27 protein-coding genes are annotated in these 24003 nt (G+C 44.8%); 11 read left to right on the forward strand and 16 right to left on the reverse strand.

All coding sequences use genetic code 11. The annotated features are described in order from the left end of the window. Positions 1-54 precede the first annotated feature (54 nt). Together DVB69_RS13445 and DVB69_RS13450 are read right to left on the reverse strand one after the other, a co-directional pair. Positions 55-561 carry a YwgA family protein gene (locus tag DVB69_RS13445; RefSeq protein ID WP_116019628.1) on the reverse strand — a complete coding sequence of 169 codons (507 nt, stop codon included), beginning with the start codon at positions 559-561 and terminating at the stop codon, positions 55-57. A gap of 15 nt (positions 562-576) precedes the next feature. Beyond that, positions 577-1875: an HD domain-containing protein gene (locus DVB69_RS13450; RefSeq protein ID WP_116019629.1), complete on the reverse strand. Its 1299-nt coding sequence runs from the start codon at positions 1873-1875 to the stop codon at positions 577-579. A 173-nt stretch (positions 1876-2048) separates the two neighbouring features. On the opposite strand from DVB69_RS13450, the gene DVB69_RS13455 reads away from it, so the two are divergent. Beyond that, positions 2049-2681: an RsfA family transcriptional regulator gene (locus DVB69_RS13455; protein WP_116019630.1), complete on the forward strand. Its 633-nt coding sequence runs from the start codon at positions 2049-2051 to the stop codon at positions 2679-2681. Between the two features lie 21 nt (positions 2682-2702). On the opposite strand, the gene lipL is transcribed toward DVB69_RS13455, so the two are convergent. Next, the gene (gene lipL, locus DVB69_RS13460; protein WP_116019631.1) at positions 2703-3548 is read right to left on the reverse strand and encodes an octanoyl-[GcvH]:protein N-octanoyltransferase; all 846 of its coding nucleotides are present in this window, start codon (positions 3546-3548) and stop codon (positions 2703-2705) included. 219 nt (positions 3549-3767) lie between these two features. On the opposite strand from lipL, the gene hemQ reads away from it, so the two are divergent. Beyond that, on the forward strand, positions 3768-4520 hold the full coding sequence (hemQ, locus tag DVB69_RS13465) for a hydrogen peroxide-dependent heme synthase (RefSeq protein ID WP_116019632.1): 753 nt from the start codon (positions 3768-3770) through the stop codon (positions 4518-4520). A gap of 230 nt (positions 4521-4750) precedes the next feature. Here hemQ and DVB69_RS13470 read toward each other — a convergent pair whose 3' ends face one another. Then, the gene (locus DVB69_RS13470; protein ID WP_158541097.1) at positions 4751-5704 is read right to left on the reverse strand and encodes a nuclease-related domain-containing protein; all 954 of its coding nucleotides are present in this window, start codon (positions 5702-5704) and stop codon (positions 4751-4753) included. A 523-nt stretch (positions 5705-6227) separates the two neighbouring features. On the opposite strand from DVB69_RS13470, the gene DVB69_RS13475 reads away from it, so the two are divergent. Both DVB69_RS13475 and gerQ read left to right on the forward strand, forming a co-directional pair. Further along, a complete protein-coding gene (locus DVB69_RS13475; protein WP_116019634.1) occupies positions 6228-6647 on the forward strand; it encodes a cell wall hydrolase in 420 nt (139 codons plus the stop codon). 18 nt (positions 6648-6665) lie between these two features. After that, positions 6666-7067, forward strand: coding sequence for a spore coat protein GerQ (gene gerQ / locus DVB69_RS13480; protein WP_116019635.1), 402 nt, complete (start codon positions 6666-6668; stop codon positions 7065-7067). A 56-nt stretch (positions 7068-7123) separates the two neighbouring features. Here gerQ and DVB69_RS13485 read toward each other — a convergent pair whose 3' ends face one another. From DVB69_RS13485 to DVB69_RS13505, 4 genes are all read right to left on the reverse strand, one after another. Further along, positions 7124-7504 carry a DUF423 domain-containing protein gene (locus DVB69_RS13485; protein WP_116019636.1) on the reverse strand — a complete coding sequence of 127 codons (381 nt, stop codon included), beginning with the start codon at positions 7502-7504 and terminating at the stop codon, positions 7124-7126. Positions 7505-7534: 30 nt separating this feature from the next. After that, entirely contained in the window at positions 7535-7855 is a 321-nt protein-coding gene (locus DVB69_RS13490; RefSeq protein ID WP_116019637.1) for a YwdI family protein, read from the reverse strand. A 213-nt stretch (positions 7856-8068) separates the two neighbouring features. Continuing rightward, the gene (locus DVB69_RS13500; RefSeq protein WP_233505410.1) at positions 8069-8746 is read right to left on the reverse strand and encodes a uracil-DNA glycosylase; all 678 of its coding nucleotides are present in this window, start codon (positions 8744-8746) and stop codon (positions 8069-8071) included. A 5-nt stretch (positions 8747-8751) separates the two neighbouring features. After that, positions 8752-9534 (reverse strand): DUF4230 domain-containing protein, encoded by a 783-nt coding sequence (locus DVB69_RS13505; protein ID WP_116019640.1) that lies wholly within the window; start codon positions 9532-9534, stop codon positions 8752-8754. Between the two features lie 150 nt (positions 9535-9684). Between DVB69_RS13505 and DVB69_RS13510 the strand changes: the two genes are divergently transcribed. The 5 genes from DVB69_RS13510 to DVB69_RS13530 all read left to right on the forward strand — a co-directional run bounded on the left by DVB69_RS13510 (position 9685) and on the right by DVB69_RS13530 (position 13530). Further along, positions 9685-9933, forward strand: a complete 249-nt coding sequence (locus DVB69_RS13510; protein WP_116019641.1) for a hypothetical protein — start codon at positions 9685-9687, stop codon at positions 9931-9933. 73 nt (positions 9934-10006) lie between these two features. Continuing rightward, the gene (gene thiD, locus DVB69_RS13515) at positions 10007-10840 is read left to right on the forward strand and encodes a bifunctional hydroxymethylpyrimidine kinase/phosphomethylpyrimidine kinase (protein ID WP_116019642.1); all 834 of its coding nucleotides are present in this window, start codon (positions 10007-10009) and stop codon (positions 10838-10840) included. Between the two features lie 91 nt (positions 10841-10931). After that, entirely contained in the window at positions 10932-11318 is a 387-nt protein-coding gene (locus tag DVB69_RS13520; protein WP_370452986.1) for a YojF family protein, read from the forward strand. A gap of 20 nt (positions 11319-11338) precedes the next feature. Continuing rightward, a complete protein-coding gene (gene bshB2, locus DVB69_RS13525) occupies positions 11339-12007 on the forward strand; it encodes a bacillithiol biosynthesis deacetylase BshB2 (protein WP_116019809.1) in 669 nt (222 codons plus the stop codon). Between the two features lie 167 nt (positions 12008-12174). After that, positions 12175-13530 (forward strand): YjiH family protein, encoded by a 1356-nt coding sequence (locus DVB69_RS13530; protein WP_116019643.1) that lies wholly within the window; start codon positions 12175-12177, stop codon positions 13528-13530. 623 nt (positions 13531-14153) lie between these two features. Here the strand turns inward: DVB69_RS13530 and DVB69_RS13535 are convergent. Continuing rightward, on the reverse strand, positions 14154-15098 hold the full coding sequence (locus DVB69_RS13535) for an L-threonine 3-dehydrogenase (RefSeq protein WP_116019644.1): 945 nt from the start codon (positions 15096-15098) through the stop codon (positions 14154-14156). A gap of 188 nt (positions 15099-15286) precedes the next feature. On the opposite strand from DVB69_RS13535, the gene DVB69_RS13540 reads away from it, so the two are divergent. After that, complete coding sequence (locus DVB69_RS13540) at positions 15287-15952, forward strand: hypothetical protein (RefSeq protein WP_116019645.1); 666 nt, start codon at positions 15287-15289, stop codon at positions 15950-15952. A gap of 14 nt (positions 15953-15966) precedes the next feature. Beyond that, positions 15967-16137 (forward strand): hypothetical protein, encoded by a 171-nt coding sequence (locus tag DVB69_RS17605; protein ID WP_158541098.1) that lies wholly within the window; start codon positions 15967-15969, stop codon positions 16135-16137. A 73-nt stretch (positions 16138-16210) separates the two neighbouring features. Here the strand turns inward: DVB69_RS17605 and DVB69_RS13545 are convergent, their stop codons facing one another. The 7 genes from DVB69_RS13545 to DVB69_RS13575 all read right to left on the reverse strand — a co-directional run bounded on the left by DVB69_RS13545 (position 16211) and on the right by DVB69_RS13575 (position 23995). Beyond that, the gene (locus tag DVB69_RS13545; protein WP_116019646.1) at positions 16211-17401 is read right to left on the reverse strand and encodes a glycine C-acetyltransferase; all 1191 of its coding nucleotides are present in this window, start codon (positions 17399-17401) and stop codon (positions 16211-16213) included. A 72-nt stretch (positions 17402-17473) separates the two neighbouring features. Next, positions 17474-18547: a hypothetical protein gene (locus DVB69_RS13550; protein WP_116019647.1), complete on the reverse strand. Its 1074-nt coding sequence runs from the start codon at positions 18545-18547 to the stop codon at positions 17474-17476. Positions 18548-18633: 86 nt separating this feature from the next. Continuing rightward, positions 18634-19266 (reverse strand): YczE/YyaS/YitT family protein, encoded by a 633-nt coding sequence (locus DVB69_RS13555; RefSeq protein WP_116019648.1) that lies wholly within the window; start codon positions 19264-19266, stop codon positions 18634-18636. 670 nt (positions 19267-19936) lie between these two features. Continuing rightward, positions 19937-20410: an aminoacyl-tRNA deacylase gene (locus tag DVB69_RS13560; RefSeq protein ID WP_116019649.1), complete on the reverse strand. Its 474-nt coding sequence runs from the start codon at positions 20408-20410 to the stop codon at positions 19937-19939. A gap of 64 nt (positions 20411-20474) precedes the next feature. Beyond that, positions 20475-21065: a hypothetical protein gene (locus DVB69_RS13565; protein ID WP_116019650.1), complete on the reverse strand. Its 591-nt coding sequence runs from the start codon at positions 21063-21065 to the stop codon at positions 20475-20477. A 79-nt stretch (positions 21066-21144) separates the two neighbouring features. After that, positions 21145-23316 carry a DNA topoisomerase III gene (locus tag DVB69_RS13570; protein ID WP_116019651.1) on the reverse strand — a complete coding sequence of 724 codons (2172 nt, stop codon included), beginning with the start codon at positions 23314-23316 and terminating at the stop codon, positions 21145-21147. A 115-nt stretch (positions 23317-23431) separates the two neighbouring features. Continuing rightward, a complete protein-coding gene (locus tag DVB69_RS13575) occupies positions 23432-23995 on the reverse strand; it encodes an NADPH-dependent FMN reductase (protein WP_116019652.1) in 564 nt (187 codons plus the stop codon). Between the last annotated feature and the right edge of the window lie 8 nt (positions 23996-24003).

A 24003-nucleotide genomic window follows, 5' to 3' on the forward strand; every position in this document is an offset into this window, starting at 1 on the left:
AAGCCGGATGCATCAAGGAATTCCCTTGGGCATCCGGCTTTTTTGTGGAATGAATCATGCGACAGCACATGCTGCCATTTCTGCGATAAATGCAAATGCAGTGTCCATCTCTTCATCCGAAAAGTTTAATTTATTTTTAACGATGCGCACCTTTTCAATTTGCTCAGAGCGCTCTAAATGGTCGAAATAAAGTAACGTGGAGACGAGTTCCAAAAAGCGTGAACTCTGTTTATTCAACTTGTTAATACATGGTGCAAGTGATGCTAGCGGGGTATCTCCCGTCTCAGAAAACTTGAGACCGTCTTCAGTTGCGTGGTACGTATATTGGACATAAGACCCTTTGTCCGTGCATGTTTCATCCAAAAAGCCCATTTCACACAGTTCTTCAATGCGCAGCGTCAGCTCCTCTGAATAGGGGCCGTACATGTGTAATTCGTATTTCTCTACAAAGGGAAACTCCATCTTTTTCAATATGTAGACCATCTTCTGTAGTTTTTTTCTTCCATTCACTTCATCCGCCAGGGAAATCATTTGAACGATTTTCGCGTGTTCCGCAAGCATTGCGCACGCTCCTTTCTAGCCTCTTACTAGCTGTAAAATTTCCTTATATAGAGGATTGTCCTCTTGTCCTGCTTCAAGTATGTCTTCAGGGAAATAAATTTTATGGTCCGTTCGCCGTTTGCCCGAAATGGCATCGACGATATCGGATGACCGTGACAGTTCGCTCAACTCCCCGTTTGGAAGTTGTAAGTAGATCGGAACGCGTTCGTTTTCTTCTCCTGGGCGATAAAAATCGTATGGCAAATCGGAAGAAGAGTCCGTGACTAAATAATATTCGGGATCTATGCCTGCTTCTTTGAACAATGAGTCGAGTTTACCGATTTTGCGATATTCTTTCGCAGGATCAAATTCGGCATATTGAAATAGCTTTCGATTAATGAATCTTCGACATAAGTCAGATAGGATTGGGTCTTGTTCTTTCATCCAAAGCTGGAAATATGTAAATAAGACGCCTTCATCCAAAGAGATGTAATCTTCGAGCGTAATGGTTTTATCGAAAAAAGACCGGAATGGTGCAGGGTCTTGTTGGAACGCATAGCCATCCTTATATAGCGCTTTTGCGCGATGCAAAATCTTGATGAGGATCACTTCTGCACTGCGGGAAACAGGGTGAAAATAGACTTGCCAGTACATTTGGTAGCGACTCATGATGTAGTCTTCGACCGCGTGCATGCCGCTCGATTTGATGACGACTTGTTCTTCCGCAGGACGCATAACACGTAAAATCCGCTCCATGTCAAAGTGACCGTACTGAACGCCTGTATAGTAAGCGTCTCGCTGCAAGTAATCCATGCGGTCTGCGTCAATTTGACTGGAAATCAGGCTGATCACGAGCTTGTCCTTGTATGTTTTGCCAACGACATCAGCGACACGTTGCGGAAACTCTGGGCTTACGCGGCGGAGCACTGCATTTACTTCCGTGTCCCCTAGCAAAATTGCTTGGGTGAACTTCTCGTGGTCCAAGTCGAATACTTTTTCAAATGCGTGTGAAAACGGTCCATGACCGAGGTCGTGCAGAAGTGCTGCGCACAGTGCGACCAGTCGTTCATCCTCATTCCACTCAGGACGTCCTCCGAAGCCACTATCGATGATGCGACGGACAATTTCATAGACGCCAAGCGAGTGTTGGAATCGGCTATGCTCCGCTCCGTGGAAGACGAGATAGGTTGTGCCGAGTTGCCGGATTCTGCGCAGTCGCTGAAATTCCCGGGTGTCTATGACATCCCAGATGACACGATCTCTCACATGAATATAGCGGTGTACCGGGTCTTTAAATACTTTTTCTTCTGCCAGTTTCTCATGCTCATACGACATATCGCACCTCCGTTCAACGTTTCTCCAGTATACCAAAAATCAGTAAGTTCGACAGCTGCAAAAGGCACATTCGAAAAAAGATGAAAGTATCAATCTTTTGTTCTGTATAAAAATCTTATGGTGTGTCCATGCTGTCAGTAGAAAGAGAGAACGAATTATGGGAGGCATTGGAGATGGTAAAAATTAGACAAGATGCATGGTTGGAAGAAAACGATACATTATTGGCAGATACGGTCCTACGACATGTACGTGAAGGCAGTACGCAATTGAGTGCATTTGAAGAAGTCGGAGACGCTTTGAACCGAACGGCAGCAGCATGTGGGTTCCGTTGGAATGCTGTTGTAAGACAAGACTACGAGAAAGAATTGTCACAAGCGAAGAAAGAACGTAAACAAGCTTTGCGTGTGCTCGGTTCAGATTTCAAACGTCGTGCAACACCTCTTTACACGATTCAAACGAATGAAGAAGAACAACGTGCAACCTCGGTTCCACTGTCCGCACTTTCCATGGATACGGTGATTGCATTCCTCATTCGCATGCACCACTCAGGCGGTACGAATAATGATGCTCTGCGTTGGCAGCAAACCGCAAAGACCGCTCAAGCCCGTGTTGCAGAGCTTGAAAATATGGTAGAGCGCCTGAAAAGAGATAACAAGACAATCCGAGATGATTACGAGCAATTTGTTGAAATCATGAACCGTGCGCGTCGACTCGTTACGTTGAATGAAGAAGGCGAGCATACTGCACCGACTTTCAAAATGGAGCAAAACGGAAATCTTATCTCAAAAGAACCCCCTATTCATTGAAATAGGGGGCTTTTTTTATTTTCATTCAGCTAAAGCAATCATTTTCGCATTCCGTTCGACAACACGTTTCAAATAGAACGTATAAAGTTCCATTTCCTCGTCGCGGAAGCCGCCAGATTGGACGTTCTCCGCAAGCAAGTTCAACTGTTGTTGAATTCGCAAGTTGACGTCCGGGACAGTAAGACTCTGGTCAAGCAGTTCCGATAATGAAGCCATCGTTTCTGGTTGAATGACAGGATATGCAAATTTCGTTGCCTCCCCGCCAAGGCCCGTTTCATATAACCCTTGGACGAGTGCTGCCCGCTCGCTACCACTACCTTCTATACATAAATAGACTTGCACGGCGACGCCTTGCCTCAATCGACGTTGTGAGATGCCTGCGAACTTCTTCCCATCAATACTAAGATCATAGCTTCCTGGACAATACGATCCTACGATTTCATAGGCCTCGATGCGGTCACTCACTTCTGGAAACAGCATGCGAATAAATTCCAGCATGACGTCATACCCGACGGAGATATCGATGGATCCGCTCTGTTCAGATAATACGATAGAAATATTGAGCACCCCGCTATCGAGTACGACCGCAAGTCCTCCCGAATTTCGGACAATTGTTTTATATCCTGCTTCATGGATAGCTGGTAAAGCACGCTCTAAATGCGGGAGTCGATGATCCTGAACACCGAGTACGATGGTGTTATCGTGCACCCATGTACGGACGGTCGAGGCACTTTGTTGCTGTCCGACTAGTTGACAAAGGGTATCGTCTGCTGCGAAGGATTCTAATGCAGAACGACTTTTGGCCGAAAGGGATTCATCTATATAACGCCAAGTTGGAATGGTTAAATACGATTCAATTACTGACATAAGCAGACTCCTGTGTGTGAATATTTTAGGTTTGATTACACTCAGTTTACACTACAAGCCGTTCCTCTTCCACTCGCTGTCGGGTGTCAAATTCGTGACAACCGGTGTCTCGGCTGAATTGAAGTTGTCCGTTATGGTACACTGAGAAAAGAACGGCTGCCCTGGGGATATTTCTCCGTCCACCCGTACGAATCTCAATTTAAAGGAGTTCGATTTCACATGATTGAAGCAGCACAAACTCTGGATGGCTGGTATGTATTACACGATTTCCGTACGATGGACTGGACCTCTTGGAAACTTATTTCCAAAGAAGAGCGCCAGCACGCGGTTGACGAGTTCGTCGCGTTCCTTGATAAGCTGAATAAAGCGGATGAAAACAAAACAGGCAGCCACGCATTTTATACAATTGTTGGTCAAAAGGCTGATTTCATGCTCATGACGTTGCGTCCGACAATGGACGAATTGCAACAGCTTGAAGCGGAATTCAACAAACTCTCGATCGCAGACTTCACAATGCCCGCGTATTCATACGTGTCCGTAGTGGAACTTTCCAACTACTTAGCTGGTGGAGATTCGGATGAAGATCCATACCAAAACCCATACGTTCGCGGACGTTTGTATCCTGAACTTCCACGCAGCCAATACGTCTGCTTCTATCCAATGGACAAGAAGCGTGAAGGAGACGTTAACTGGTACATGCTCGATATGGATATCCGTAAAGAAATGATGCGCAGCCACGGCTTAATCGGCCGCAGCTATGCTGGAAAAGTAAAGCAAATCATCTCTGGTTCTGTCGGTTTCGACGACCACGAGTGGGGCGTTACACTGTTCGCAGACGACGTGCTTCAGTTTAAGAAACTAATCTATGAAATGCGGTTTGACGAAGTGAGCGCACGCTACAGCGAGTTCGGCGAGTTCTTCGTAGGAACCATTTTACAGGACGACACGCGCGCCGATTTCTTCACGGTGTGAAGGTAGAATATAGGTTAAGCCACCCCCGGGAGTGATCCTGGGGGTGGCTTTTTTGTGATTTATGAGGGCTTTGCTTGGGTTATGATCACTTTCTGCGATTTATGAGCGCTCTTCAAAAGTTCTCCTCCTTGACCAACACAAAACTTGATTAATTTAAAATCCTACCTCACCCATGAAAACACCAGAAAAAAATGCTTCGCAAAGCGAAGCTCAACAAATCAATCTTGGTTTTACTTGGTAAGCGTATACGTTGTCGCTTTTCTTGTCCCCACTTTTTGAAGTAAAGGGCTGGTCAATAGACGTTTGGCTGTATGGCGGCATGTGAGCCCTGTAAATCCACAAAACTCTCTGTTAGTCAGCGACTTTCCAACGAGCATGAAATATTCCTCGATTGCCTTCTCGTAAGGGGCTTTACTTTTATGTCCACAAAATGGACAGCTCCAGGCGTTTCCTTCGCGCACAATCGCTTGTGCATTCTTACAGCTTTGGCAGAGTACTCCATTTTTTAGTTCAGTGGGTTGAATTCCATACCGTGCAGTGAGTGGGAATGGGTTGTAGTCTTGGTGATGTGTTAAGAATGTATGAGCAAGTTTTTGTATATCCTGCTTGGATAGCATGGAAGACTCAGGAGATATTTCCCTGAAAAATACAGGAGCTTCGTAATTCGGTAGAACAGGCATAGTGGGTGGCTCTTCTATGAGGATTTCATTGTTGTGTGCAAATGTAATGAGGCCAGTTACTGGTAAATGAATCTCTTTTTCGTGCAGCCAACTGTTTAGAAAATGAATTTTTCGTTCGACTTCTGCAATTGGGTTTCTGAATACAGTGCGAGCACCAGTTTGCGACTCTTTTAGAAATTGTGTTGGATTCGCTTTTACTATGATTTTATCTGCAATATTTTTAACTTCAGTAATAATGATTCGATCCGGCGCAATGAACAAAGAATCGATTTGAAATTGTACACCGTTTTGCTGAAGACTTAGGTCATGCAAAATCGCATGAGGAAAATCAGTATAGACTTCTTTCATACAGCGGTCGTATTCTTGTTCGCCTCCGTATCCAACACGAACTTTGTACAATTCATCCTGGATAAATCGGTACTTTTCATGTGTGGATGATAATCTGCTTACGAGTGATTGAAGTCCTTCTAACTGTTTGGGTTTTGTACGCTGTTTATAAAGCATTTGCATCCTTCCTTTCTTTCTATTTCATTGAGTGTAGCTTGTTTGCATTGTGATTGGAATAGCTTTTGGCAAGTTAGCATTTCGGACTATTTTCAAGAGACAAACTTGAAATTTGACGGGCATGCCCCTTACTTTGAAGGTCTACTATTTTACAAAGTTTTGTGCTAAAAACCTTGTAAGGGCCTGATTTGTTGGCGCTTCGCTTATTTTTAGCTGAGTCGTGTGGATTTGGGCCAATTTCTGAGATATGGATGATAGTTCATCAGGTTTTTTTGAGATTTATGATCAGTTCTTTCCTAGTTATGAGCGCTTTCCAGTGGTTATGATCACTTTCCTCCAGTTTATGAGCGCCTCCCAGTGGTTATGATCACTTTCCTCCAGTTTATGAGCGCTTCCCAGAGACTATGATCTGTCTCCTTCTTTTATGCTGATTCATCCCCCCATCTCTCAGTTAAAAGTCCATCGCAATGCTTGGAATGTTTCTCACGCTCCGTTCATAGGATACCTGTGAGGGGGTAATCGTGTGGCGGTGATTAAGGCGACGGATAAGCATATCGATTTGCTGGCGCGGTTAATGCGTGCGGAAGCGGAAGGCGAAGGTCAGCTCGGTATGCTGATGGTCGGCAATGTTGGTGTAAATCGAGTGCGAGCAGACTGCCTCGATTTTACCGATATTCGTAACTTGGATGACATGGTATTCCAAAGCCCCGGTGGCTTTGAAGCAACGACGAAAGGCTACTTTTATCAACGTGCCCGTGAAGTGGATCGCAAATTAGCAAGGCGTGCGGTGAACGGCGAACGGTTCTCGCCTGCTGAACGATCTCTCTGGTTTTTCATGCCCCCTGGGGATTGTCCAGAGCAATGGTACGGTCAGTACAATACGGGTCGCTACAAATCACACTGTTTCTTCTCGCCAACCGAACAAGACTGCCCAACTATCTAACTTTGAAAGGATGACAGCATGGTTCAATATCAATGGTCACCGAACTACCAGCAGCAACCGCAATTTGCCTTTCCACCACAGCACCAACAGCAACAGCAACAACAACAGCAACAAAACATACCACCCCAAGTCACCATTCCGAGCGGACGTCCGCCAGCGGGCGCATTTCGTGAAGAATCATACATCGAGAATATTTTACGATTAAACCGAGGAAAAGTTGGGACGTTCCATTTTTCATTTGAAAGTGCCATGGAAGCGGGTACGAACGTAAAAGCTGTCACCGGTATGGTCGAAGCGGCGGGTCGTGACCACGTGATTTTAAGTGAACAAAGCACTGGCAAACGGTTCCTCTTCCCGATGATTTACTTCGATTATGCAGAATTTAACGAAGAGCTCAATTACTTCCCACAGCGACCGTGACAAAAAAACACCTGCACGCTCTCTTATTTAGAGAGCGTGCAGGTGTTTTCATTTCATTAATTTCCAAACTTCGAGGCTGCTACAATAAGCATGATCCAACCAGCGATGAATGCGACGCCACCAATTGGTGTAATCGCACCAAGGATACCGATTCCAGATAAGCTCAATACATACAGACTGCCTGAGAAAATGATGATTCCGGCTAACATGAGATACCCGGCCCATGATAATGCAGTCGATGAACCGAATAGCGCAGGGCTCATCAGAATCCCGATTGCGAGCAATGCGATTGCATGGAACATTTGATAGTGAACCGCTTTCTCCCAAACGTCTAAATAATGTGCTGATAATTTACCAGATAAGGCATGGGCACCAAATGCTCCAAGCATAACAGCGATCGCTCCGTTAACAGCACCAGCGATAATGAAAAATGGCATGTTGTCTTCCCTCTTTCCGAGTAATTTGCATTAAAAGTCAAATAGCGAACCGCCATTTGCATCCTCTTCTTCTAAAACCTTGCCTTCAAGACTAGATTGGACTGGAGCGGTGATTGTCTCGGAAGCAGGCGACATTCCAGTTGGAGAAGCCCCTGCAACTGCATTATTTCCAGACAAAAACTTCAACTTACTCTCAGTGGATGGCAACTGTGCCGTCTTCTCTCCAAGTAGTAACCCGCATAGAGACTGCATCACTGCAATCGATTCACGCATCGCCGTTTCATCAGAAGTCATTTTCGCATTCGTTAGTTGACGTTGTAATTCTTCTAGAACACGATTTGTTGAAATCATGCGCTACCGCTTCCTTTCTTCGGTTCAAACTTCATGCATTCCATACCTGAAGAACGCAAAACTACTGCAGAAGGCAGCTCCCGCGTTTTAAATCCATACGCTTTGCAGCCACGCGGGTGCTTTGGATCCCACGTAACGTAGAAATGACAGCATTGAAAACAATTCACGGCCATAACAACGGTCACCTTCCTTCATTAGCATACAACTCATCCATTATAACTCTGTCTTGCACCAATCAATCTCGGTTTTTCCCCAGGAAGCGAGCTGTTCGTTCGTTCTCGAAAACGGACGCGACCCGAAGAATCCGCGATTTGCACTGAGCGGACTTGGATGCACTGATTCAATGGTAACATGCTTTGTCAAATCGATGAGTCGCTTTTTCTCTTGTGCCGGACGCCCCCAGAGAATGAACACAATTGGCTCGTCACGGTCAGACAGTTTCCGGATCACTTCATCTGTAAACGTCTCCCATCCTTGCTTACGATGAGAGTGCGCTTCTCCTTCGCGGACGGTTAAGACGGTGTTCATCAAAAGCACGCCTTGCTCCGCCCATCCAAGTAATGAACCCGATTCAGGAACGGAACAACCGATATCGCTAGCACGCTCTTTAAATATGTTGCGCAAACTCGGTGGTATTTTGACATTGGGTTGTACTGAGAAACTTAAACCATGCGCTTGTCCTTTACCGTGGTACGGATCTTGTCCCAAAACAACCACTTTCACCGATTCATATGGGGTATGTCTAAAAGCGTTCCATATATTATCCATTTCCGGATAGACGATATGCTCTGCATATTCTTTCTTCAAAAACTCATGCAACTGCGCATAGGACGGAGCTGCAAATGCGTCTTGAAGCACAGCATCCCACTGACTTTCGAATTGTGGTTTCAATTTACTCACTCCTCAAACTGGATGGTCACGTCGTAGCCTGCAAGTGAAAACATCTCGTGAAGTGTCTGTTCCGCGTTTTTCTCTGCAGTTTCCAACACGCCTTGTCCAGCGCTCTCTTCACGAATTAATTTCTTCGCTTCGTCCGCAAGTTCATAGGCTTCAGTGATGTTGGCTTTCTCCCGGAATACTCCTTCAAACGAGTACACTTCAACTTGGTCGAAGAAAATTTCAGCGCCTCCAAGGAACTCAGGTTTCGGTAACTTGAGTGTTGCGGTTTTATTGGCCTCATTGATATCCATGTCTTTCTTGGTCACTGTTGATAAATCCACGCCGGCTTTAATAGCTCCAGGTATCACAACAAGCAGTTGGCGTTTCGTCCCAGGCAGATTAAGTCCGATGCTTTGTCCGAACAACTGGTTATCTTGACGTTCAATGATGACTTTTGTATAGGCTTCCGCCGTAGCCATTTCGTTCAAGTCTTGGATTTGCTCAAGGAAACTTGTTTTTTGTTCCGTAAAAGTACTTCCTTGCTTAATTAGATAGAAAGCAATGAACGGTAATGATGCGACTAATAGAATCACAATAAGCGCAATGATGAGAAATGATTTTCTCCAAAGCGAGAAAAATAGCATAAGGATGCTCCCTAAACTTCTACGCTTTTTTCTGGGTCGGGCGAATGCTTCATCCACCGTAACTGCACTTTCTTTGTCCGATGCTTTCAACTCTTTCAGTAATTTCTCGATCTCTTCCAGTTTCCGTTCGTCCTTCGAATTGTTGTCCTGTTTCATGTCAGTCCTCCTTTTCAAAAGCGCTTCTAGCTATTGGTCTTACTTTATAGTCAATAAAATACAGAACTAATCAGTACGTACAGTTTGCAGGAAAGTTCCCGTGCAGACAAGCAATCCATCGTGGTATGATGGCGCGAAGGAGGGATTGCCTTGTCCAACGTTCCGATTCGAGAAAAGGTGAAGCGTATTGCTGAAGCTGCAAAAGATGGTGACACGTATTCCGAGTCCTCAAAAAGTGCAGGAATGCTCTTCTTTTACGGCATCTTTGGCATCGCTATTTTGTTTCTCATCGCGCTAACATTCGGTCTCGCACAAGGAGGCCATTATATAGGAAGTGCAATCTGCCTAGTCGCAGGAGGGGGGCTTGGATTCGTCCTCCTCAAGCTGGCACGTGCATAATTCGCTCAATTTGTATTTGCTTTTCTGATTGAGTACACTTAAGTATACCCTATTCGTAAAGGAGTCCTCTATAATGACGATGAAAAAGACTTTGACAATTGCAGGTTCAGATACATCCGGTGGTGCCGGTATACAGGCGGACCTTAAAACTTTCCAAGAACTGGGTACATACGGCATGACTGCATTGACAGTTGTCGTCACAATGGATCCGGACAAGCATTGGAGCCATAATGTCTATTCACTTCCGATCGATGTGATTAAATCACAAATTAAAACTGCCCTTTCCACTGGCATCGACGCCATTAAAACAGGCATGTTAAGCACGGAAGAAGTCATTCAAACTGCAGGTGAAGCAATTGCTGAATCCGAACTATCACACGTCGTGATTGACCCCGTTATGGTTTGTAAAGGGGAAGATGAGGTCTTGAATCCTGGAACTGTCGACGCAATGATCGAATACTTGCTTCCACGTGCTGAAATCGTGACACCGAACTTGTTCGAAGCAGGACAGCTTGCAGGTATGAAAACTCCTAGCACAATTGAGCAAATGAAAGCGACAGCTGAGAAGATCCATTCTCACGGTGCACGCAATGTTGTCATAAAAGGTGGCAAGCAGTTGCAGCACGATAAAGCGGCAGACTTGTTCTACGATGGAAAAACCCATCTTTTGTTGGAATCCGAAAAAACGGATACCCACTATAACCACGGTGCAGGGTGTACGTTCGCAGCTGCGATTACAGCGAACTTGGCGAATGGAAAAGAAATAAAGGATGCAGTAATTGAAGCAAAAGCGTTCGTTGCTGCTGCAATCGCAAATGGATGGAAGTTGAACGAGTATGTAGGCCCTGTTATGCATGGTGCTAAGAATCGTTTTGGCGGACCTGAAATTACGACAACCGAAGTGTAACATTCTCAAGCACAGGAGGACTCGTCCTTCCGTGCTTTTTTGATGCTGAAACGGCATAATCGCAATTGCTTCGCTTACCGGATATAATTAAATGCAGAGTAAAAAAATAGCCAGAGGAGGAAGACATGTGGAACTTGTACAACGAGATCAGCTACAGAGCTTGATCGATTCCTTTGCGGGCAAAGATGTCTACATTCATTTGGAGACGACAAACGGCTCCTATGCTGCGCATTTTCAGGAAGGATTCTTTAACGCAGGTGCGTTCATCCGCAATATTGTTGTGAACTACGAACTTGGAAAAGTGGCGGGCGACTCCCCTCACCGTATCGGGTTGAAACTACCTTCCGGGTGGATTTACGCGCAAGGAATTACACACTATGAATTAGATGAACACGGACGTCTGCTAATGGCGGGTCTTGGACCAGATGGTAAATTGGCCGTATCCCTCGAAATTAGCGAAACTCCGTTTACGTATTAATAAAAGGAGGACCAATAATGATGGAAAAAGAACGTCATGTATTAGTCATTTTCCCACACCCGGATGATGAAGCATTTGGTGTTTCGGGAACAATCGCAACCTATATCGAAATGGGCGTCCCTGTGACATACGCTTGTCTAACACTCGGTGAGATGGGACGGAATCTAGGGAATCCCCCATTTGCCAACCGCGAAACGCTACCGGCAATTCGTAAGAAAGAACTCCAAGCATCAGCTGACGCAATGGGACTAACCGATTTACGTATGATGGGTCTTCGCGACAAGACTGTAGAGTTTGAGGACGATGAAAAAATGGTGAAGCTCGTTGCAGATTTGATCGATGAATTGAATCCTTCCCTGGTGATTTCGTTCTATCCAGGATTGTCTGTACACCCTGACCATGATGCTACAGGACGAGCAGTGGTCGAAGCGATCCGTCGAATGGCTGAATCCGAACGTCCGAAGTTGTACACAATTGCATTCGACAATAAAACAGTCGAGCAAATCGGACATCCTGATGTCCACCATGATGTATCTGGTGTGACTGAGAAAAAGCTTGGGGCAATGAATGCTCATGCATCTCAAACTGTCTGGATGATGGAAGATATGCAAAAACGTCTAGACGCACAGGATCCTGATGCGTTAAAATGGTTAAAGACAGAACATTTCTACACATATTCCTTTAAGTGAGGAAACCGCTTTCAATGCGGTGACTTCGGGATTGCTAGTTCTATCTAGTAATCCCGAATATACATAATGGAGCTTTGGAGAAATATTCTTGTTTACATTCTGGTATTTACTCATTATCATGAATAAATATACATAGTATGCATTACTATTAGCGAAGGAGCTCATCCATGAAAAAAGCGTCTTTATCCAACTGGTTATTGTTTTTAGTTCCATCTATTATCGGTGTCATTTTGTTTATGATTCCTCTGAAAATCGGAGACGGCTGGAAAGTTCCGATAGCGTTCCTAGCTGATAAACTCGCCGGGTTTATAGAACCTGCGATGCCGTTTGCTGCGATGGTGCTCATTATCGTTTCAGCGGTAGGTTCCGTTATCTTCTTGTTTATAAAAAAAGAAGAAGGCGTGAAGCCTCCTTTCGTACAAACCTTGTTCAAAGTGACACCATTTTGGACACTGACGCGTGTGGTAGGTGCGATTTTCGCGATTATGGTCACGTTCAAACTCGGACCTGAAGCAATTTGGAGTGAAAACACGGGTGGCTTGTTACTATCACCTGATGGACTTGTTTCGTTCTTATATACCATTTTCCTATTTGCAGGATTGTTCTTGCCGTTACTTTTGAATTTTGGATTGCTCGAGTTCTTCGGTACGATGATGGTGAAAATCATGCGTCCGTTGTTCAAGCTTCCTGGTCGATCCTCCATTGACGCGTTGACGTCTTGGGTTGGAGACGGGACGATTGGTGTCCTATTAACGAGTAAGCAGTATGAAGATGGACATTATACGAAACGTGAAGCAGCTGTTATTGCCACAACGTTCTCGATCGTTTCGATTACTTTCTCGCTTGTTATTATTAAAACGGTTGGTCTCGAAGATTACTTCGTTCCGTTTTACGCAACAGTTGCGGTGGTTGGTCTTGTATTAGGACTGATCATGCCTAGAATTTATCCCCTTTCGAAGAAACCAGATGAATTCATTGACGGTACTCCCCAAACAGGAACAGAAGAAAGTCTACCTGAGGGATATAATGTCATTTCTCACGGTATTGAAAACGCACTTGCAACTGCGGATAAAAACCGTTCGGCAGGTAAAGTTATAGGCGATGGATTCCGGAACGTTTTGGATATGTGGATTGGCGTAGCCCCAATCGTTATGGCGTTTGGTACGATTGCAACGATGCTTGCAGAGTATACGAGTCTATTCACGATTCTCGGGAAGCCATTTGTTCCATACTTGAATCTGCTACAAATTCCTGAAGCTTCTGAGGCCGGTTCGCTAATGGTTGTCGGAATTACAGATATGTTCTTGCCTGCTCTACTTGCAGACGGTATGATTTCTGACCCGATTACCCTTTTCACAGTGGCGACCGTATCTGTCGTTCAGCTCATCTACTTGTCAGAAGTGGGCGGCTTGATTCTTGGGACGAAGATTCCCGTCAACATCTGGGATCTAATTGTGATTTTCTTACTTCGTACGATCATCGCGCTGCCAATCGTTGCAGGCGTTGCACACTTGTTATTTTAAATAACATTAGGAACACCCCCATGCGGCTGGTTGGCTGCATGGGGGTGTTTTTTGTTTAGGGAGTGGTTGGTTGGTCGCGAGGTTATGTAAGGTGTTGATAGAAGCTTTCTTCCGCGGGAGGTGGACGGATGGGGTTATGATCACTTTTCCTGAGTTTATGAGCGCTTTCCTGGAGTTATGATCACTTTCCTAGCTTTATGATCGCTTTCCTGGAGTTATGATCACTTTTCTAGCTTTATGAGCGCTTTCCTGGGGTTATGATCACTTTCCCAGCTTTATGAGCGCTTTTCTGGAGTTATGATCACTTTCCTAGCTTTATGAGCGCTTTCCTGGGGTTATGATTACTTTCCTAGCTTTATGAGCGCTTTCCTGGGGTTATGATCACTTTTCTAGCTTTATGAGCGCTTTCCTATTGTTATGATCACTTTCCCAGCTTTATGAGCGCTTTCCTGGGGTTATGATCACTTTTCTAGCTTTATGAGCGCTTTCCTGGAGTTATGATCACTTTTCTAGCTTTATGAGCACTTCCCCCATTTTATGAGCACGAGCTGCCGCTACTCCCTATCACTTCACGCAAAAATCCCCGCGCGCTGGATTTCACCGGCGCGTGGGGATTCATTCTATTAAGCATTCACTTTTTCGCGAATCTTTTCTAGCATGTCTGACACCATTGCATCGAGATTGTAAGTGGATTTGAAGCCCCACTCCGTTTCTGCGACGGATGTGTCGATAGAATTCGGCCAGCTGTCAGCGATGGATTGGCGTACTGGATCAACATCATAGCTGATTTCAAATGTTGGGATGTACTTTTGGATCGCAGCTGCCAACTCGGATGGATCGAAGCTCATTGCCGTTACGTTGAACGCATTGCGATGCTTCAAGTTAGCGGCATCGGTTTCCATCAAATCGACAATCGCTTGGAGCGCATCTGGCATGTACATCATATCCATGTACGTACCTTCTGCTATGAATGACGTATACTTGCCCTCTTCTACCGCTTTGTAGAAAATGTCGACCGCGTAATCTGTTGTACCGCCGCCTGGTTGAGCAACGTATGAAATGAGTCCAGGGAATCGAACCCCACGTGTATCAACGCCAAACTTTTGATAATAATAATCACATAACAATTCACCAGACACTTTGTTCACTCCATACATTGTCGTCGGGCGTTGGAATGTATCTTGTGGTGTGTTGTCTTTTGGTGTGGAAGGTCCGAATGAGCCGATTGAGCTTGGTGTGAAGAATTGAAGGTCCAGTTCACGTGCTGTCTCCAGCGCATTTACGAGTCCTCCCATATTCAAATTCCATGCGAGCATCGGGTTCTCCTCCGCTTTTGCGGAAAGTAATGCTGCCATGTGCATGAGTGTGTCTGCACCGAACTCTTTTGCAAGCCCTGTCATTTTTGCTCCATCCGTTACGTCAAGGATTGCGAATGGTCCATCCATTTCTGTTTGTGGTTCGCGAATGTCTGTTGCTAATACATTTTCCGTACCATATTCAGCGCGTAGTTTGGTAATCAACTCTGAACCGATTTGACCAAGTGCGCCGGTCACCATAATTTTCTTCATCGTGTATTCCCCCTATGAATGTTTGTCTTTTTGGAGAGGACAGTTTGTATTTATCAAATGAAATAAGTAGTTTTAATAGCTGAAACTGATTATAAACTGTTCTGCTGGAAAATACAATTCCTTGAATAGCATTCTCTCTCGTTATCGGAATCGTATGTTATAATGAAGGTAATTGGAGGGTGTACAGCTTGAAAGATAATCCATTTCTCATCCGCGGAGTAGCCCGTTGGCTGTTATTATTTGGCGGTGGAGTTCTCCTTACCGTAGTGCTACTGTTTGCTAATATTCCTTTTTGGGCCGTGTTCGGTATTGTCATAATTGTGTATATGTCAATTACACTTGGTTGGCCAATATATATCATCTATGGAACGAAAAACTTGGACAAAATCGATAAGTTTTTAACGAAGAATCGGGCTAATACCCTGTTCGCTTACGCCTATGCAATTGCTCATGAATCGGACGAAACGATTATTGAAACAATCGAAACCGTTTTACAAACTCACAAACAACCTAAAATCCAAGCAGTGTACGCCGCGAATCTTGCCGTTTGGCAAAACGATATGGAGGCGTTGCATCGCATTGCCATTCACTTACCCACAGCAGATTATGTGAATTACTACACGGCAAATGCATTGTTAATGGAAGGGAATTTGGAACGCGCGCAAACTCTGCAAACTGCTATTAAAAAGCCATGGATGAAACACGCGCTTCAAGCTAGTATCGCCAAGCAGTCTGGTGACCAAACTGCCTATCGAAAAGAAGTGGAGCTCTCTACCTCTTGCGCTCGTGGTATTCAACATTTTGTATTGGTTTCTCTGTTCCAACGTCAAGACCAAGTATCTCCGATTATTTAAGAGGAGGGATGGCCATGATTTACGAAGAAGAGACTTATGTAGAATTGCACGATGGTCGCAAAGGACTTGTCGTTCTTGTTCGAGTAGACGAGCGTACACAGTATGACATTGAACTTGCAAATGGGGAGTTGACGACTGTGTATCACGAGGAAATTGCACGACCTGTTGATACTCCAACTAAATAAAAGCAGTCTGGAAAGGATAAGCCCTTTCCAGACTGCTTTTTTGTTTTTCATACGAGGATAACCTCGCATTTAGTTACTGAATAACGCCGAGCTCTTTGCCAACCTTTTCATAAATCTTAAGTGCGTCGTCTAGCATGTCTTTCGTATGGGCAGCGGTTGGCATGTTGCGAACGCGGCCTTTCCCTTTAGGAACTGTTGGGAATACGATCGATTTTGCATAGACGCCTTCTTCAGCAAGACGTTTCGAGAATTGCTGTGTCAGTTTTTCTTCTCCGATGATACAAGGTGTGATTGGTGTTTCGGAATTCCCGATATCGAAGCCGAGTTTCTTCAAGCCCGCTTTCAAATAGTCCCCGTTTTCCCATAGTTTGTCGTGCAGTTCGGTCGATGCGCTAATTTTATCAAGCGCACCCATGATTGCAGCAACGTCGCCTGGTGGTACTGCTGTTGAGAATAAGAACGGACGTGAACGGACTTTCAACCAGTCAATCAGTTTTTGTGTTCCAGCTACATAACCGCCGACAACACCGACTGCTTTTGAAAGTGTCCCCATCTGCATATCGATTTCTTTTTCAAGTCCGAAATGCTTCACAGTTCCTTTCCCTTTACCAGTAACGCCTGAACCGTGCGCATCGTCCACGTATGTGATGAGGTCGAATTCTTTCGCGACTTCAACAGCACCCGGTAGGTTTGCGATATCACCATCCATTGAAAATACGCCATCCGTGATGTACATGACTTTCCCGTATTGTCCAGATTCCGTTGCTTCTTTTGCTTTTGCACGGAGATCATCCATGTCTTGGTGCTTCACACGGATAATTTTAGCGCCAGATAGACGGCAACCGTCGATGATGGATGCGTGGTTTAATTCATCAGAAAGAATGGCATCGTTTTTGTTCATGACTGCAGAAATCGCCGCCATGTTGCAGTTGAATCCGGATTGGAATGAAATTGCGGCTTCTGTTCCTTTGAACTCAGCTAGCTTTTTCTCAAGCTCTATGTGGATATCGAGCGTACCATTAATGGTACGCACTGCTCCTGCACCGACACCGTATTTATTCACAGCTGCAATGTTAAGTTTTTTCAAGTCTTCGTCTGTTGCAAGACCTAAATAGTTATTTGAAGATAAGTTAATGAGTTCATTGCCTTTGATTTTAATGATTGGACCATTCGGACCTTCGACCGGCTCGATTTCGTTGTAAAGTCCCTGATCCCGAAGTTCTTGCAAGTTCTCGTCTAGAAATGCATTTAATATGTTAGACAAACTAATCTTCCTTTCAGACACATGATGCTATTAGTGTAGCATATTTGTGCCTTCCCCCATAATGGAAGTGTGTTAGGGAGCGATGAGCTCTGTCAGCAGTTCCGCTTTTTCATGGAATGCTTTTAAGTCGAGTGCACTGTCCATGCCTGCGTCAATTTGACTCGCCAAACGTGCATAAGACTGCATATACCCTGCTGCATTCCCGATTGCTTCTTTATAACGCGGGCGGATGCCATCGATTGCCTGCTCTGCTTTTTCGCTTGGCGCACACATCTGGACAAGGTCAAGGATTTCATCGCCTTCTCGTTCTGCATCATACACGTGAGGCTCTGTCGCATCGAATAGGCAAACGGATAGTTCCGGAAATTGGACAAGGTCGATACTTCCGGCATCTAACCCACACCATCCATATAAAACGTCAATCCCCCGTTTTTCCGCTTCCTCTCCAAGCGCTTTCATCATCGTGGACTTCCCGGTTCCTGGTAGGGCTTTGATTAAGATTCTTCGCTTCAGAGATTTGGTAATGGACGGGATGAAGTCGCGTGCCCCCTTTGAAGATAACGAACCGATGATGCGATGTGAAACGGCAGCATTTTTGCGTAAATCCAGTGTGCCAAATAGATCATTTACGAGCGCATAAATTTTTGCTTCGTGCGCTTGCCAATCCATGCGACGGATGTTAACTGTTTCCCATTCATCGTGAACTGCTTTCGCTTCAGAAAGTGACGTAAGAGCTTTTTCCAAATAAGTGGACGCCTCTTCTAGATGCCTAGCAATTTGAGGGTTGTTTGCACGCAATTTGGTTTCATCGTAGACATCATAAAAGCTGACAACGCGGTGCTTGCCGCCAAGTTCTGTTGGTTCTAATGGGACGGGATAGGAAGCCGCAATGTAAAAAATTTCGGGTCCTTTGACATAAATGCCATCCGTTTTTTCAATATGCAATGGACTTCTGAATCGGTCAACATCATATCCTCGTTTTACATAAAGAATTGCGAGCTCATTCAAGATATTAGATAGCGCAAAGGTAGGGGGAGATTTAATATAGACTGTCGTCGTTGCTTGTTGGATGAGATGCTCGTACTTGTGAGACAGTCCTCCTCCTGTATAGGCGGTTCCCATCGATTCTGTTAAATTTCCGTTCATCGTGACCATCCCTTTCTGATGTTCTTCAGAACAGTTTATGAAAGGACGATGAAAAAAAGCACAGCCTTAGTTGACTGTGCCCCCCATTATAATAGAATCTCGCTATTTTCTTGCTTGGCTACTTTCAGTAAAAGCCTCTGACATTGCGGCATCGCGTAATGGACGAATTGACCAATCAGTAATGCAATGAGCACAGTTCCAATACCGACCGGCCCTCCGAGTGCCCATCCGAGTAGGGCGACAATGACTTCAATAGAGGTTCGTACAAGTTTCACACTAATGTTGAATTTGTGCACAATGAGCAACATCAAGCTATCTCGAGGACCTGCCCCCATATTTGGAGATACATAAAGCCCGATGCCGTAAGACATAATTACGACGCCTAGGATGAAAAAGACTAATTGAGCTGCAATTGACGTTACGTCTGGCAGTAACCAATTGAACAAATCAATAAATGCTCCGAGCAATAGCATGTTGAGCCATGTCCCATACTTCGGCCACTTTTTTTGTGCGGCCGCTGTAATGAGGACGATGAGTAATCCTGTAATGATGCTCCACGATCCAATGGACAACCCTATATTTTGATAAAGGCCGACGTGCAGGACGTCCCAAGGACCAATGCCAAGCAGTTGCCCTTTAATGGTCATGGCAATCCCTAACGCAAGAATCATTTGTCCCACTATGAAAAAGATCCATCTCCACTGTTTTAACGTCAACATACACATTCTTCTTTCCGCGAGCCGCTGCATAAACCTAGCGGCGTATTCTCTATATGCAATTGTAGCATGTCTAATCAGCTGGTGGTTGAGAGATTTTTGAGTTGGGGTGGTGTTGAAGAGGAGTTTCCAGGGACTTTTATGAGCTTTTTCGTAGTGTTATGATCACTTTTTGTGATTTATGAGCGGTTTCTCTGCGTTATGATCACTTTCCTTGATTTATGAGCGTTTTCACTGCGTTATGATCACTTTCCGTGATTTATGAGCGGTTTCCCAGTGTTATGATCACTTTCCGTGATTTATGAGCGGTTTCCCAGTGTTATGATCACTTTCCGGGATTTATGAGCGGTTTCTCTGCGTTATGATCACTTTCCGTGATTTATGAGCGGTTTCCCAGTGTTATGATCACTTCCCAGGATTTATGAGCGGTTTCTCTGCGTTATGATCACTTTCCATGGTTTATGAGCGGTTTCTCTGCGTTATGATCACTTTCCGGGATTTATGAGCGGTTTCTCTGCGTTATGATCACTTTCCATGATTTATGAGCGGTTTCTCTGCGTTATGATCACTTCCCAGGATTTATGTGGCACATTCCCCACCTAGCTAAAGAAACTGCTTCATTGGTCACGTGATTGGGATGTATTAAATTGGGACACTTCCGCGGGCGTGGGTTCTATTTACATAACTCCACAAACGGGGCACCTGTCACTTTCGCGTAATCTTTAGGGGAAAGTTTCATTTGGAAACCTGGTTTACCAGCACTAGCGTAGATAGACTGTTTCGTTTGAGCAGATATATCCAGAAAAGTAGGAAGAGTTTTCTTCATGCCGATGGCAGAACATCCACCTCGGATATACCCAGTCACGTCCGTCAGCTGTTTCAAGGGAAGCATTTCCAACTTCTTCTCTCCTGCTGCGCGTGCTGCTTTTTTCAAGTCAAGCTCGCATACTACCGGAATGACAAATACATAATTGCGAGTAGTTCCTGCTGTCGTAACGAGTGTTTTATAGACATCTGCTTCGGCACCGCCATCTGCTGCGGCATTTGCTTCTTCAGTCAGATCGCGTTCCAACAACGTATGTGGGATTCCCTCAGACTCCAAAATACGAATTGCATTCGTTTTAATATGTTTATTCTTCTTCGCCATGATAAGTGCCTCCCTTTCTCCAATACAAAAACCCGCCAGAAGTAGGGGCGGGTTTTAATATAGATTATGCAATAAGTGAGTATGCCGAGTTTGCTTCCATGTATCCATGTTGCTTCGCACTTGTTTGGATAGAATAGGCTGCTGTGGCTTGATCATATAGTTTGTGCATTGCGTCCGCTAATGAGGAATCCATTGTTGAATTCGTCGGTTGCGGTTGCATCATTGAGTCTTCACGACTTTCTTCCGTTCGTTGCGCGGTACGCAATCGATTTTCCAACGCTAGCTGCGCTTCTGCTTCCATGATTTTAGCAGAAGCTGCTGCTGCAAGCTGATGGTCCACTTCAGAAGGCTCCGGGTTAGAAAGTGCTTCACTTCGAACATGGCGCCAACTCTGAATCGTTTCTTCCAAAGTTTCTCCAAGCGGCAACGCCACTTGCTTCAATTGTCCAGCGCCCAGTTTTTTAAACTCTTTTAGTTGTGCAGGTTGCGAATCCGTCTGGGTATTCGTCAATCGTTGCGCTAAATCGTTGCGTTTAGCTTCATTTCCACCTGCATAATCCGCATGACGGGTATAAGCCACTTCTGCAGAACGCTTTCTTGCATTCTCATATCTTGTATTTTCCGTAACTACCGGATTCATTGAAATAGAGACCATGAACTCACCCCGCCATAAATTAGTATTTTAATTATACAGTTTCCTTGCTCCCAATTCATGAGGCAAACGATTTTAATTTTTACTTGTCAAATAGTTTCTTTAGCGCATCTGCCATTGCTGTATTTTCAGGTTCGTCATTCTCTTGCTTCTTAAGATACTTCTGGACATCACGTTTATCAGCCTTTTTACCTGTTGTTTGGGCTCTTCGCTTTTCAAACGACGACAACTTTTCACGGTAACCGCATTTACAGACGAAGATTTTGCCATCTCCATGACCGCGAAGTTCCAACTTTTTCTTACAAGTAGGACAACGTGCATTGGTAAGTGTAGATACCGTCTGACGATGGCCGCATTCTCGATCTTGGCAGACTAGCATCTTACCTCTTTTGCCATTCACTTCAAGCATAGGTTTTCCGCAATCCGGACACATTTTTCCTGTTACATTATCGTGTTTGAATTTTGTATCATCCGACTTTATATCAACGATTGTTTTCTTAGAGAAGTTAATCATTGTGCGAATGAACTGATCTTTCTTCAGTTTTCCAGCTGCAATTTTGGATAAGTCGCTCTCCCATTCAGCAGTAAGTGCTGGAGATTTCAAATCTTCTGGGACAAGTTCCAAAAGCTGGCGTCCTTTAGACGTTGTGTAAATATCATTCCCTTTTTTCTCGATGACAAACATGCCAAATAGTCGTTCAATGACGTCTGCTCGTGTTGCAACTGTACCTAGTCCACCGGTTTCTCCGATTGTCTTGATCAATTCCTTGGATTCACCCGCCATGAATTGCGTTGGATTTTCCATTGCGGCCAGCAACGTTCCTTCATTGAATCGTGCAGGTGGCTTGGTTTTGCCTTCTGTTCTTGAAAACGCACGAATTTGTAGGGTTTCGCCTTTTTTCATCGCAGGTAATGCATCCGTATCCGCTTCTTCTTCATCGGATGAATAGACCGCCTTCCACCCCTCGTTTGTCACAGTACGTCCTTTCAACGCAAAGGTCTCGTTGCCTGCTTGTAATTCTGCGCTCAACTGATCGTACTGGAACGGCGGGTAGAACACAGCAAGGAAGCGTTTAACAATGATGTCATAGAGACGTTGTTCTTTGTCTGAGAACGCGTGCAACGGAGGACTTTCCTCTGTCGGAATAATTGCATGGTGATCAGACACTTTACTATCATTGATGACCCCTTTTTGCGGTTTGACAGGACCTTTACGAAGCAACGCATTCACTGATTTTCGATACGGACCGATTTCCACCGCTTTCACGCGATCCTTTAGTGTTTCCGTCATATCTGCAGTCAAATGCTTTGAATCCGTCCGTGGATACGTGACCGCTTTATGCCGCTCATATAGGGTTTGTAGCGTATTCAACGTCTCTTTTGCGGACCATGACCAGCGACGATGTGCTTCTTTTTGCAGTTCCGTCAAGTCAAATAAATGAGGGGCTGGTTGTGATTTCGGCGTCGATTTAAGATCAATAATTTTACCCTCTGTAATGCCTTCCAATGCGCTCATTTTCGAATCAATCACGGTTTCATCGAAGACTTGGGTTTGACCTTTCTCATCACTCCATGTAAAACGACCTGCTTCGGTCAGAGCCTGCATGCCCCAGTACGGTTTCGGCTGGAACTTTTGAATCACCTGTTCACGTTCAGCAATCATCGCTAACGTTGGTGTTTGCACGCGCCCTGTCGATAGTTGCGCATTATGTTTAACGGTAAGTGCACGTGTAGCGTTAATGCCGACGACCCAATCTGCTTCCGCACGTGCTGCTGCAGCTTCATATAAGTTATCGTAGGCTTTTCCGTCCTTCAGGTTAGCAAATCCATCCTTAATCGCTTTGTCTGTCACGGATGAAATCCACAATCGTTTAATTGGCTTGCGGTTTTTCGCAAGTTCCAGAATCCAGCGAGCCACAAGTTCCCCTTCGCGCCCAGCATCCGTTGCGATGATAACATCCTTTACATCTGCGCGACGCAACTGTGCTTTGACCGCATTATATTGTTTGGATGTTTGTTTAATAGGTGTCAGTTTAAATGGCTCAGGAATGATTGGTAAGTGCTCCATTTTCCATTCTTTGAATTCCTGTCCATACCCTTCAGGATCTGCATGGGTCACTAAATGGCCGAGCGCCCAAGTGACGATGTAACGATCCCCCTCAAGAAATCCATTCCCTTTTTTATGACAGCCGAGCACACGGGCAATATCGCGCGCGACAGATGGTTTTTCTGCAAGTACAAGTGATTTAGACATCGTTCAATCCCCTTTCGTTCTCTCCATTATACGCAAGTTAGTCGGTTTCATCAGTTTTGACCATATGAAAAACGTCCATCCCGCGGAAATTCCGCTCGGACGGACGTTCTGTTTGTTATTGTGCGTCAAGCATACCGTGGGTCAGTTCTTTACCCATTTCTGTATATTTTACGAATACACGCGCTAATTCCTTCAAGCGATCGTGTACATCTTGGTCTATAATTTTACTGTTTTCGTCAAAGTGATCACGATGCGTATACACATAATTCGGTGTTACGAGACATCGGAAATAGTCGAGTATCGGTTTCAGCTGATTTTCTACGACGAGGTGGTGTTGATATGTTCCACCATTTGCAACGATGGAAACCGGTTTGTAACGCATCGTATGTGGATGTAGCAAATCGAACGCATTTTTCAGCACACCTGGAATTGATCCCTGGAATACTGGAGTCGCTATAACATAGCCATCCGCTTCTTCAAACTTGCGAATCAGCTTTTTCATATCTTCATTATACTTTTCTGCAGGTCGCCCATCGACAAACTGGTGCTCATACTCCGAGAAATTCAATCTCTCTATCTCAAAACCGCAGCCTGTTTCTTCTATATACTGCTGCACAGCTTCGAGCACAACACCCGTTTTGTTGCCGATAATGGTCCCGTCCACAAACAAAACTTTCAAAATGATCG

The sequence above is a fragment of the Sporosarcina sp. BI001-red genome, from assembly GCF_003384035.1.
Classification (GTDB): domain Bacteria; phylum Bacillota; class Bacilli; order Bacillales_A; family Planococcaceae; genus Sporosarcina.